The sequence below is a fragment of the Shimia litoralis genome, assembly GCF_005518135.1.
GTDB classification, from domain to species: Bacteria; Pseudomonadota; Alphaproteobacteria; order Rhodobacterales; family Rhodobacteraceae; genus Shimia_E; species Shimia_E litoralis.
Genome location: NZ_SULI01000005.1, coordinates 134,677 through 147,600, shown reverse-complemented (window position 1 = coordinate 147,600; position 12,924 = coordinate 134,677). Strand labels below are relative to the sequence as shown.

9 protein-coding genes are annotated in these 12,924 nt (G+C 54.9%); 4 read left to right on the top strand and 5 right to left on the bottom strand.

What is annotated here, in order from left to right; genetic code table 11:
* Positions 1–19 precede the first annotated feature (19 nt).
* Positions 20–307: a preprotein translocase subunit YajC gene (gene yajC / locus FAP39_RS06710; protein WP_138015627.1), complete on the bottom strand. Its 288-nt coding sequence runs from the start codon at positions 305–307 to the stop codon at positions 20–22.
* A 218-nt stretch (positions 308–525) separates the two neighbouring features.
* Here yajC and serS point away from each other — a divergent pair, with 218 nt between their 5' ends.
* Together serS and FAP39_RS06700 are read left to right on the top strand one after the other, a co-directional pair.
* Complete coding sequence (gene serS / locus FAP39_RS06705; RefSeq protein WP_138015626.1) at positions 526–1,818, top strand: serine--tRNA ligase; 1,293 nt, start codon at positions 526–528, stop codon at positions 1,816–1,818.
* Positions 1,819–2,156: 338 nt separating this feature from the next.
* Positions 2,157–2,795 carry a hypothetical protein gene (locus FAP39_RS06700; RefSeq protein ID WP_138015625.1) on the top strand — a complete coding sequence of 213 codons (639 nt, stop codon included), beginning with the start codon at positions 2,157–2,159 and terminating at the stop codon, positions 2,793–2,795.
* A gap of 175 nt (positions 2,796–2,970) precedes the next feature.
* On the opposite strand, the gene FAP39_RS06695 is transcribed toward FAP39_RS06700, so the two are convergent.
* The 4 genes from FAP39_RS06695 to FAP39_RS06680 all read right to left on the bottom strand — a co-directional run bounded on the left by FAP39_RS06695 (position 2,971) and on the right by FAP39_RS06680 (position 7,621).
* Complete coding sequence (locus FAP39_RS06695) at positions 2,971–3,960, bottom strand: fatty acid desaturase (RefSeq protein WP_138015624.1); 990 nt, start codon at positions 3,958–3,960, stop codon at positions 2,971–2,973.
* A gap of 143 nt (positions 3,961–4,103) precedes the next feature.
* Positions 4,104–5,561: a ribosome biogenesis GTPase Der gene (gene der / locus FAP39_RS06690; RefSeq protein ID WP_138015623.1), complete on the bottom strand. Its 1,458-nt coding sequence runs from the start codon at positions 5,559–5,561 to the stop codon at positions 4,104–4,106.
* Positions 5,562–5,609: 48 nt separating this feature from the next.
* Entirely contained in the window at positions 5,610–6,914 is a 1,305-nt protein-coding gene (locus FAP39_RS06685; RefSeq protein WP_246058976.1) for a PQQ-like beta-propeller repeat protein, read from the bottom strand.
* Between the two features lie 26 nt (positions 6,915–6,940).
* On the bottom strand, positions 6,941–7,621 hold the full coding sequence (locus FAP39_RS06680) for a hypothetical protein (protein ID WP_138015622.1): 681 nt from the start codon (positions 7,619–7,621) through the stop codon (positions 6,941–6,943).
* Between the two features lie 206 nt (positions 7,622–7,827).
* On the opposite strand from FAP39_RS06680, the gene FAP39_RS06675 reads away from it, so the two are divergent.
* Positions 7,828–9,087 (top strand): efflux RND transporter periplasmic adaptor subunit, encoded by a 1,260-nt coding sequence (locus FAP39_RS06675; RefSeq protein ID WP_138015621.1) that lies wholly within the window; start codon positions 7,828–7,830, stop codon positions 9,085–9,087.
* Positions 9,084–12,860, top strand: coding sequence for an efflux RND transporter permease subunit (locus tag FAP39_RS06670; protein ID WP_138015620.1), 3,777 nt, complete (start codon positions 9,084–9,086; stop codon positions 12,858–12,860). Before FAP39_RS06675 ends, FAP39_RS06670 begins: the two co-directional genes overlap by 4 nt.
* Positions 12,861–12,924: the final 64 nt, after the last annotated feature.

Genomic DNA, 12,924 nt, shown 5'->3' with positions numbered 1-12,924 from the left:
TCGCAGCCTTGTCAGTGAATTAAGAGTTTGCAGGCTCGGTCTTGCTCAGTACCTGAGCAATCGTAGACTTGACGACGCGGACTTTGACGCCCTCGGCCAGTTCAACTTCGATTTCGCTGTCGTCTTTAACTTTGGACACTTTGCCGATCAAACCACCTTGGGTCACAACTTGGTCGCCACGGCGCAGGGCCGTCACCATGCCTTGGTGTTCTTTCATTTTCTTCTGCTGAGGGCGGATCAACAAGAAGTACATGATCGCAAAGATCAGAATGAGAGGCAGAAACTGGCCGATTGCACTGGCGTCCATGGAAGCATTCCTTTTAGGTAGATGTGAGCCCGAGGCCAAAGCCCCGCTAATTTGGCAGGAACCTATGTGCCCGCGTGCCTATATGCAAGGCGCGAAACACCAACATGTGTGGCCATTCCGGTGAAACCTGACACCTGCCAAAAACGGGGTGCTTACGATCCGGCAAAAAATACGCCATAAGCTGCCCCCAAGTGATTCATAAACCAAGGACAACTGACATGCATGATATCCGTGCGATCCGCGAAAATCCGGCCGCGTTTGACGCCGCCCTCGCCCGCCGTGGGCTTGATGCCATGTCGCCGTCAATCTTGGCCTTGGATGCCGAGCGACGCGCCAAAATCCAAGCGGCCGAAGCTGCCCAGTCTGAACAGAAAAAAGCGGCCAAAGATGTGGGCGCTGCAAAAGCTGCGGGCAATGACGCCGAATTCGAGCGCCTGCGCGCGCTTGTCGGTGAGAAAAAGACCGAAACCGCCCAGATGCAAACCGACGCCAAAGAGCTGGATCAGAAGTTAACCGATCTGCTTATGGGCATTCCGAATTTGCCATTCGAAGACACACCGATTGGCAAAGACGAAGATGACAACGTCGAAACCCACCGCTGGGGCACGCCTGTCACGCTCGATTTCGCGGCCAAGGAACATTACGAACTGGATGGCGTCGCGCACGGCATGGATTTCGAAATGGGTGCCAAACTGTCTGGCACGCGATTTGTGGTCCTGTCTGGTGCCGTGGCCCGCATCCACCGTGCATTGGCACAGTTTATGCTGGACACACATGTCGACCAAAACGGGCTGACCGAGATGTGGACGCCTGTTTTGGTGCGCGAAGATATGATGCTTGGCACCGGACAATTGCCCAAATTTGGCGAAGACAGCTATCAAACCACCAATGGCTGGTGGCTGGTGCCGACCGCCGAAGTGTCGCTGACCAACACAGTCAATGGTGAAACCATCGACGAGTCGTCCCTGCCCCGCCGTATGGTGGCCCATACACAATGCTTCCGCTCCGAAGCAGGCAGCGCAGGGCGTGATACGTCCGGCATGCTGCGCCAGCACCAGTTTGAAAAGGTCGAGATGGTCTCGATCACCAAACCAGACGAGTCGCGCGCCGAACTGGATCGCATGACCGCCTGTGCTCAGGGTATCCTCGAAAGCCTGAACCTGCCGTATCGCACCGTGGCGCTTTGCACTGGGGATATGGGGTTTGGGGCCCAACGCACCCACGACATCGAAGTCTGGTTGCCGGGGCAGAACACATACCGCGAGATCAGCTCGGTCTCCGTGTGTGGCGACTTCCAAGCCCGCCGCATGAACGCACGCTTCAAACCGACAGGTGGTGGCAAGCCCGAGTTTGTGCATACACTAAACGGGTCCGGTCTGGCCGTGGGGCGGTGTTTGATTGCCGTTCTGGAAAATGGACAGCAAGCAGACGGATCTGTGGCCCTGCCCGAGGCCCTGCATGGCTATCTGGGTGGCAAGACAACTCTGACGGCGTCGGGCACATTGGCCTAGGTCACCCAAGTCAATACAGACGAAAAGGGCCGGTCTTGCGACCACGCTGGTTACCGGAAGTGTTGTAAAGTCAGACACATCGCGCCGCGCAACAGGCTCTTGCTACAAAACACCCCTCGCAGATTTCTGCGGGGGGTGTCTTTTTTCGGAACGGCGGCTATGCGGACTAACTTGCAATTGACTGAATTGAAATATTTCACTTTTCCCACGGTTAAGCGCAATTGCGTTGATGTTTATACCTAAGGTATAACATGGGAAAGCCGAGCGCGAAAAATTGGATGTGGTCGAAATTATTTAGATGACGTTTGTAAAAAAGTTGTGGCATTTGGGGCTGGGAAATGAAGAAGACAAGAATACTTGCTGGGCTCGTGGGTGTGGCTCTACTCGGGATGTCTTGGTATTTGTCATCAAATAGAGATGCTGCAGCACCAGAGTTCCTGGTTAACGCGCTCAACAAGTCTCTCAGTGCAAGTAACCGAGATTTATGGTGGGACAATGCTAACCTCGCGAAAAAAGGTTGTTTGCTAAAGCGAAAAACAAAGCAAACAGAAGAAGCTGAGATATTCTGTACTCGTGCGATTGAACTGGCTCCGGACGACCCAGAAGCTGCCTACGAAGCAGGAATGATTCTGCGAGCAAAGGGGAGGCCATTGGAGGCTGTTCCACTTCTGAACAAAGCGGCAGTTGGCGGAATAAGTGAGGCACCAGCATTCCTTGCAGCAACCTACCTAACCGCAAAGAACATCAACTCGGCTACTGATTGGGCTAGACAAGCCAGAACAGAAAAAGCGTCCGAGCCATATAGTTGGTCAGTGAGTTGCCTAATTGAAAGTGCTGTCTTCCTAGACAACTACGACTTTGCGTTAAGTCGAGTTGAGGTACAGGAAATCTGTGAGAAAGCGCGAGAAATGGCGGCGGGAGATGATTTTATGGTTTTCTTCGAGGGAAAAGTCGCTCACTTTATTTTCCCAGCCTGACATTATGACGGTTTGTTAGAAAAGCCGAAGCTACCGAAAAAATGGGCTCATAACGGTCATTGCCCCACACACATGATCTGCGACACTTCTGGAAAGAGGCCTGCCTTGCGACACGGCCCATTTTTGTATGCCAGAGCCCTGTAACCTGTCCGTTACAGACCACCCTAGAATTAATCTATTGTGCGGGTGTGATCGCTGTATCGGTGCGCCCTGCCTTGGGAAATGGCACCAAACGCATCTGGTCCTCGTCCCACAGCTTTAGCGAAAACGACCGCAACGCCTCGGGCCATTTGATCACGCGCAGGTCATATTCTTCTCGGATGGCCTGATGACACTTGCGCAAATTGTAATGCGGAATGCGGGCGTTGAAATGGTGAATGTCGTGATAGGCGATATTGGCAGAGCCCAAATCCATCCACCACCCCAGATCAAGTGCTGACGAGCCCTGAAGGGCAGCCAAGCGCGGGTTCAAATCCGGTTTGCGATCCCAATAGGTGTCTTCAAAATTGTGCTGAAGATACACCATGAACACCCCAATCATTCCGCCAATGAACGAGCTGAGGAACCAAATCAACACACCGGTCCATCCAGCCAAAGCCCAAATCACCGCCATATAGCCAAAGATCGCGAGATTGTGCAGCAAAACCCCACCTGCCCCCACATCAACGGCCTTTTTCGGCCATCTGTAGCGGATGAAATAGGTGAACAAGCTGCCCACGGGAATCAGGATAAACGGATTGCGATACAACCGATATTGCAGCCGCGCCCAGACACCGGCGTCATTCCATTCCCGAAGCGTCATGGTATGGATTTCGCCCGTCTCACGATGTTCGAGGTTACCAAGATGCGAGTGATGTTCATTATGGTTGAACCGCATCACCGCGTAGGGTGCAAACGTCAGAACCGACAGGACTTCTCCGGCCAGATCGTTGGCTTTGCGGCTTTTGAACAGCGACGCATGCCCGCAATCATGTTGCAACACATACAGACGCACCGCCGCAAACGCATTGATGATCATGCAGGGGATCAACACCCCCCAATGCGCCGCATTTGTGATCGCCAGATAGAGCGAGCCAAAATACACCACAAAAGTCGCGAAATAACTTACCGCGCCGATACGATCATCTTTGACCGTGTACTTTTGAAGTTGCTCTCTGATTTCCATTGCCAGCCCCCTATGTGAAACTGCTCAGACAATCCCCATTACGTAGGGAACCGCCTTGCACAAAATCGTAACCCCCGCATGACATTCATCATACGGGGGCAATTATAGCGTGTTTACGGCAAACTCCAAATCTAACGTCGGGTTCAGTCTTTGCTGCGGCCCTTGAGGTGCTTGCGAAGCTTGCTCGGCGGGGCCTTTTTGCGCCCCTTGTATGGGTTTTGGTCATTCTGTGAGCGCATGAACAACCGAACTGGTGTGCCCGGCATATCAAAATCAACCCGCAACCCGTTGACCAAATACCGCGAATAGCTGTCGGGCATCTTGTCAGGGTGGCTACACATGACGACAAATCCTGGTGGGCGTGATTTCACCTGTGTCATATATCGAAGCTTGATTCGCTTGCCTTGCGGTGCGGGGGGCGGGTGTTGTTCCAGCATCCCCGTCAGCCAGCGGTTCAATTGCGCCGTGGTGATCCTGCGATTCCAGACCTCGTAGGCACGCATAATCGCATCGTGCAAACGGTCCAGACCGCGCCCGGTTTTCGCTGACACCGTAATCAAAGGTGCGCCACGCAACTGGGGTAAAAGCCGGTCAAAGCTTTCTTTCAAATCCCGCAGCTTTTCTTGTTTCTCGGTTTCGACATCCCACTTGTTGACCGCAACAATCACCGCGCGCCCTTCGCGCTCGGCCAAATCGGCGATCCGCAAATCCTGTTGTTCAAATGGAATGGCTGCATCCAAAAGAACCACAACAACCTCGGCGAATTTCACCGCCCGAAGACCGTCGCCAACGCTCAGCTTCTCGAGTTTGTCCTGAACCTTGGCCTTTTTGCGCATGCCTGCTGTGTCGAAAATACGAACAGGTGTTTCGTTCCAATCCATGCGCAAGCTGATGGCATCTCGGGTGATGCCCGCCTCGGGCCCCGTGAGCAAACGCTCTTCGCCAAGGATCTTGTTGATGAGGGTTGATTTGCCTGCGTTCGGGCGACCTACAACGGCAATTTGCAAAGGTTTTGAACGCGTTGGAACGGGAACTGCATCTTCTTCGTCATCTTCGTCGACATCAACATCAACCTGTGGACCAGTGTCCTGCGCGTTCTTTTCAAACTCGTCAGCCAACGGCATCAGTTGTGAATAGAGATCGTTCAGACCCTCGCCGTGTTCGGCAGACAAACGGATCGGTTCGCCCAAGCCCAACGACCATGCTTCGATGACGCCAGCATCTGCGGCAGCACCCTCACCTTTGTTTGCGGCAAGAATCACATGCGCAGATTTTTTCCGCAAAATTTCAGCGAACACCATATCGGTTGGCGTCACGCCGGTACGGGCATCGATCATAAACAGACATACATCCGCCATGCCCACAGCCCGCTCTGTCAGGCGACGCATACGCCCTTGCAAGCTGTCATCGGTGGCGTCTTCCAATCCGGCCGTATCGATCGCTGTGAAACGAAGATCGGCCAATTTGGCCTCACCTTCGCGCAGATCACGCGTCACCCCCGGCTGGTCATCGACCAACGCCAGACGTTTGCCAACTAGGCGATTGAAAAGAGTGGACTTGCCCACATTCGGGCGCCCCACGATGGCGAGTGTGAAACTCATTTTATGTCTCCGACACGTATGAAGACGCCGCGATATACCATTTCACGCTTAACGGAAAGCGTGCAATTGGCCTTTTCCGCCGACAACATAGAGAACGCCCCCAGCCACAACCGGGTTCGAGGATGCACCACCAGGAATTTCGGCAGTGCTGATCAAACGGCCAGACGCGGGGTCAAAGCTTCGCAGAAGGCCATCCGAAGACACAACCCGCAGCTTGCCGCCTGCCATAATAGGCCCGTAATGGGCATAAAGTGCGGCTTGTTTCTTGGGTTTGAAGCTCACAAACTTTGGCAAATCCACAGCCCAAATTCTGCTGCCATCCTTCGCGTCAAGCCGAACCAACTGATTGCGATCACTGACAAGGAAAATCGATCCGCCAGACGGCCAGACAGGGCTTAGCGCCCCTTCTTCAGCGGTCCAGCGTCGGGTGCCGGTATCCACGTCCAGCGCCACAATACGACCAGAGTGGTTTGCGGCGTACACAACAGAGCCATCAATCACAGGATCACCCGAAATATCGCCCACCTTGTTGATGGACCGGCCCAAGCGTTCGCCCGCAATACCCGCATCCCAAAGGCGCACACCACCCCGGCGGAACGTGGCCTGAAGTTCACCTGAACCAAACGGGAAAACAACCAAACGGTCGTTGACGGCCGGTGCCGCCGGGCTTTGGACGTTGTTCACAGCCGGAATGGAAAACAATTGCCAAGCGATCTTGCCTGTATCGGCGTTCAGCGCCCAACCTTTGTAATCCCCAGAGACGACATAGACAAGACCGCCGTAATAAGTCGGTGTTCCGCTACCGATGGCTTCAAGCTTTTGTTCCCAAAGCACTTTGCCAGACGTTGGGTTGACGGCAACCAGACGCCCGAACCCAGTGGTCACAAAAAGCTTGCCGTTGCCATAGGCAATACCACCACCGACGGCATCGCTTATTTTATCGGTGGACGGCGTCAGGTTTGTTGTCCAGAGCACACCGCCATTCGTGGCAGTCGCCTGAAGATTGGCTGCGGTATCCATCGTAAAGATACGGCCCTCGGCCACAACGGGGTCCGCGGTCAGACGCCCCTTGCGGGTGTCTCCCTCGCCGATGTCTGCGCTCCAGGCCAGTTTTGGTGATTGCGACAGGGCGGCGTTCGACACGCGATATGACGGCGAGCCGATGCGATGGGTCCAGCTGGAATTGGCTTTCGCTGACGGGACACGAATAGCGCGTTCTTGATTAACGACCTCTTCTGAGGCGGTCGAACTGCGCAAATCCTCGCGTTTTCCCGGAAGGATGATTTCTTTATCTGCGCATGCGCCAAGCAGTGCTGCACCTGTCAGCGCAAAAATCATAGTGCGTGTTTTCACTGCCCCGGCCTCTCGTTTAATATGCTTTATTGACCAACTGCCTGCACCGGACGTTCTGGCAATTCGCCTCCTAGCGCTACAATCAACTGTGTTGCGCGCCGACGCAAGCTTTCTGTGGCCTCAGCGTCTTGGATAAGGGCCTGCAGCTTCACCAAAGCATCATCGGTCTTGCCTTCTTCCAAATCGAGGATGGCCAGTTGCTCTTGTGCCAAGAGCGCCAACGGCGCACCGGGTGCGGCCATCGATTCAAGAATCACACGCCGTTCGGCCACTGGCATATCTGAGCCGCGTGCCGTCACCGATTTAAACGCCGCAATCTGGCGGTAAATTTCCGGCATATCGGTACCCGATGCCGCAAGCGCGTCAAGCGTATCCGCGGCTGCCGCACTGTCCCCTTCGATTACCTGATGAGAGGCTTCCAGAAAGTCCACAACCACTTGGGCATCTGTCGAGGGCACATCCAAGGCCTGCAACGCCTTTACACGCGCGGCATTCTCTTCTTGATCTACAGCGGCGAAAATCGCGTCACCCGTAGCTTGGGCGCGTTCCATCGCTTCGGCTTTGCGCCATTCGTTCCACGCAGCACCACCTACGATCAGAACCACCGCACCCACAGCGATCCAGCCGTACCGCCGCATATAGCCAAACAGGCGATCACGACGCACTTCTTCTGTGACTTCTTCGATGAAACTGTCGGTATCGCTCACGCCGGTAACTCCCTTGATTTGCCCTCTCTTACCGTGAAGGGGCCGGACTGCCAAGACCTGTGCGCAGATCACCCGCCACCCAACTTGCGGCCCAAGTTTGAAAACCATAAACTGAACGGGTGAGTTCAGATAATTTGGTTTAGTGCTTGCATTCCTATTTCCTGCGATTATGTCGCACATAAGTCATTTTTTTTGAGGTATACCAGATGAAACCAGTTCCAATTTTGACCGCGATATTGGTCACTGCGTTTCTGTACTTTATTGTTGTCGAACGCGACGCGCTGTTAGCATTTGCCGCGGGCACTGATGCTAAAACAGAGAGCACCGAAGATACAACAGATCAGACGCCCGAAAACGCTGCCGCTGAGACTGACATGGACAGCGCCGCACAGGGCGCCGTGCGGGTCGTCGCCATTCACTCGACCACACGGGTTGTGGACAACGCCGTGGTCTTGCGGGGACAAACAGAAGCAGATCGCCAAGTTGAGGTCCGCGCCGAAACGTCTGCACAGATCATCTCTTCGCCCCTGCGACGCGGCACGCATGTGAAAACCGGTCAGGTGATGTGCGAATTGGATCCCGGCACGCGCGAGGCCAGCCTTGCCGAAGCCCAAGCACGTCTCGAAGAAGCACGCGCCGGTGTCCCAGCAACCCAAGCCCGCATCGAAGAAGCGCGCGCCCGTCTTGAAGAGGCCCGCATCATCGACAACGCCGCATCCAAGTTGTCAGAGGGCGGATTTGCGTCTGAAACCCGTGTGGCGTCAGCGCAAGCCTCTGTGCGCGCAGCTGAAGCCACCGTGGCAGCCGCCCAAAGCGGACTGCAATCCACCCAAGCCAGCATTCAGTCAGCAGAGGCCTCTGTGGCAGCCGCCGAGCGCGAGATCGACCGCTTGACGCTCAAGGCTCCGTTTGGCGGATTGCTCGAAGCAGACACAGCAGAACTGGGCAGCCTTCTCCAGCCCGGATCGCTCTGTGCCACGATCATTCGGCTTGACCCAATCAAGGTTGTGGGGTTTGTGCCTGAAACCGAAGTAGATCGCATTGTGATCGGTGCCATGGCTGGCGCACGCCTGACATCCGGTCAAGAAGTCACCGGACAAGTCAGCTTTCTCTCGCGCTCAGCCGACTCTTTGACACGGACGTTCCGCGTTGAGATCAACGTGCCCAACCCAGATTTGAAAATCCGCGATGGACAGACCGCAGAAATTGCCATTGCGTCTGATGGGGCCCAAGCCCACCTGATTCCGCAATCAGCCCTGACCTTGAATGACAAAGGTCACTTGGGCGTGCGCACCATCACATCCGAAAACACGGTGCGCTTTATGAAGGTTGATTTATTGCGCGATACCCCAAAGGGCATTTGGGTCTCTGGCCTGCCGGAAAATATTGACGTGATCATTATCGGGCAGGAGTTCGTCACGGATGACGTGGCTGTCTTGCCGACCTATCAGGAGCTTGGCCAATGATAGGGGTCGTCGACTGGGCCGCTGGACGGGCCCGAATGGTTCTTGCCTTTATCGTCCTGTCAATCGCGGTTGGCGGGTACGCATATTGGGGCCTGCCCAAAGAAGGCGAGCCGGATATTGAAATTCCGGCTCTTTTTGTGTCTGTGCCCTTCCCTGGCATTTCCGCGGCCGACAGCGAAACGTTGCTGCTCAAGCCAATGGAAACCGAGCTTTCGGATATTGATGGTCTCAAGACCCTGACGGGCACCGCCGCCGAAGGCTATGCGGGTTTGGCGCTTGAGTTCGAATTCGGATGGGACAAATCCCGTGTAATGGCTGACGTGCGCGAGGCCATGAATTCGGCCGAAGGCAAATTTCCCGAAGGGTATGAGAAATACACGATCAACGAGATCAACTTTTCGGAATTTCCGATCATCATCGTGAATTTGACTGGTGATGTGCCCGAACGCACAATGACCAAAATTGCCAATGACCTTCAGGATCGTCTGGAAAGTCTGGATGCCGTGCTTGAGGCAGGCATCGCCGGAAGCCGCGATGAAATGGTCGAGGTCGTGATCGATCCGCTACGCCTTGAATCCTATAATGTGACAGCCGCAGAATTGATCAGCGTCGTGGTCAACAACAACCAGTTGATCGCGGCCGGCGAAATTGACTCGGCACAAGGGTCATTTGCTGTCAAAATTCCATCGTCTTTTGATGAACCGCGCGACATTTACAACCTGCCCGTCAAGGTCAACGGCGACCGCGTCGTCACCTTGGGGGATCTTGCCGAAATCAACCTGACCTTTGAGGATCGCATCGGCACGGCACGCTTTAACGGGGATAACACCGTTGCGTTGCAAGTTGTAAAACGCAAAGGGTTTAACCTTATTGGCACCGCAGAACTGGTCAAGCAAGAGGTGGCAAAGGCCTCTGCAGAATGGCCAGCCGAGCTTAACGCCGCCATTGAGGTTGGCACCTCAAATGACCAAAGCCGCATCGTCGGCTCTATGGTTAGCCAGCTGGAAGGATCGGTTTTAACAGCGATTGCGCTGGTGATGATTGTGGTACTGGCCGCATTGGGGACACGTGCCGCCCTGTTGGTTGGCTTTGCGATTCCGACATCCTTCTTGCTGTGTTTTGTGCTCTTGGCGATGATGGGCATCACGATTTCCAACATCGTGATGTTTGGCTTGATCTTGGCTGTGGGCATGTTGGTGGACGGGGCCATTGTTGTGGTCGAATACGCCGACAAACGCATCTCAGAGGGCTCAGGGCCCATGCACGCCTATGTCGAGGCGGCAAAACGCATGTTCTGGCCGATTGTGTCATCCACCGCGACCACGCTTTGCGCGTTTTTGCCCATGCTGTTCTGGCCCGGTGTTCCCGGCGAATTTATGGGCATGTTGCCCATCACATTGATCTTTGTGCTGTCGGCATCGTTGGTTGTGGCGTTGATCTATCTACCGGTGATGGGCGGCGTGTCGGGCCGTATGAGCCGGATGTTTATTCATTTGTCTGACGGATTGCGCGCCCGCGCACCTTGGTGGCTGCGCGCAGCATTGGTGCCTCCGTCTCTATACCTGATCTTTATTGGTGCCATGCAAAGCCTGAACCCGACCTATTTGCTTGGCGATGATGCCAATACCACGGGGGTCATCGCGCTTCTGCCGGGATTTGCAATCTTCTTGTTTGGGGCATTTTCCAGCTCTGTCACAATGGGGGCCGCACGGATCGAGCGGCGTAAAACCAAAATCAAATCCGGTTTTCGCCTGTCACCCTTTGGGTGGTTGATTAAACTTATTGCCGGCAACCCAATCATGCCCTTGGTGTCGATTGGCACCGTGGTTGCCTTTGTCTTTATGGTGTTTGGGTATTTTGGTGAAAACAACAACGGGGTCGAATTTTTTGTCGAATCCGAACCAGAACAGGCCATTGTGTATGTGCTCGCGCGCGGCAACCTGTCGTTGGATCAAAAAGATGACCTGCTAAAACAGGCCGAAGATGTTGTCTTGGCGCATCCTGGCATTAAAACTGCATTTTCTTTTGCAGGCGAAGGCGGCTTGGACAGCAACACAGGCGGCGCCCAAGCCCCAAAAGACATGATCGGGCAAATTCAGCTTGAAACCATTCCATGGGAAGCCCGCCCAGAAACCCGCAAGACGTGGTTCTCGGTGTTGGGCATTGATATCAACCGCAGCGTCAAAGATGACGCTTGGGATGGCAACACCATTCTTGCCGAGCTGACTGTCGATCTCGAAAAAATACCCGGCGTGCGCATCGAAATTCTGGAAGCAGACCGCGGTCCTGCGTCAGCCAAGCCGGTGCATCTGCGCCTGATGGGCGATGACTGGGACACCTTGGTCAACGCGACAAGCCTTGCACGGGCCCAGTTCGACGAGACCCCCGGTCTGATCCTGATCGAAGACACCCTGCCCTTGCCGGGCATTGACTGGCAGATCGACGTAGATGTGGCCAAAGCGGGCCGCTATGGCGCCGATGTCGCCACAGTGGGAGGCATGGTGCAGCTGGTCACCCGCGGCATTTTGCTGGATACCATGCGCGTCGACAGCTCGGACGAAGAAATTGATATCCGCGTGCGCCTGCCGGAAAAGGACCGCGTTCTGTATACGCTGGATACCATGAAGGTGCGCACCGCAGATGGTCTGGTGCCGCTGTCAAACTTTATCACCCGCAAGCCCGTTGCCAAACTGGCCGAAATCAATCGCATCGATCAGAAACGGTATTTTGATGTCAAAGCAGGCGTGAGCAGCGATCTTATGGTGCTCAACAATGCCGACTCAGGTGAACGAGACATCATCGACACCGCGGTTTGGCAAGCCGACGAGGCGCTCAGAACCGACTATGTGGATCGCGGCTTTGTCGCGACGCCTTTGAATGCCAACGAACGCATCACTGCTTTGGGCGACTGGCTCGCCACAAATCCGTTTCCTGCTGGCATCGCATGGGAATGGACAGGCGATCAAGAGGACCAAGCCGAAAGCGAAGCCTTCCTGACCAGCGCCTTTATGGGTGCCTTGGGGTTGATGTTCATTATTCTGCTGGCGCAATTTAACAGTTTTTACAACTCTGTCTTGGTCTTGCTGGCGGTCATTATGTCAACCGCCGGAGTATTGATCGGCATGCTGGTCATGGATCAGGCATTTTCCATTATCATGACAGGAACGGGGATCGTCGCGTTGGCAGGGATCGTTGTGAACAACAACATTGTTCTGATTGATACCTATCAGGAATATTCACAATACATGCCCCGCATCGAGGCAATTGTGCGCACCGCTCAGGCGCGTATTCGGCCTGTGTTGCTGACAACAATCACCACGATGGCGGGTCTGGCCCCGATGATGTTTGGCCTGTCACTTGATTTCAAATACGGCGGCTATTCGGTCAACAGCCCCACATCGCTTTGGTGGACACAGCTGGCCACTGCTGTGGTGTTTGGTCTGGGCATCGCCACGGTTTTGACACTGGTCTTTACACCGTCAATGCTGGCCTTGCGGGTCTGGTTCACGACGTATCTGCAATGGATGGTCCAGCTTTTTGCGCGCCTATCGATGGGGCGGTCAAGCCGCGCGGCTCAAGATTGGGCCTTGCGCCGCGAAGCCCGTCGCGTGAAAGCACCAGAAATCATCTGGATGGACGACGACGCCACCCCTGCAGAAGACGCGACACCGGCAGATGCAACCAAGGAAAACTCCGATGATGCATCTGACATGGGGGACGCTGAGGACACACCACCAGACGGCACGGACCCGCGTCTGCGCGCTGCGGAATAACGTGATCCGCCACCGCATCTCTGATGCACTGGAAACCAAAAAGGCCGTCGCAATCTGCGACGGC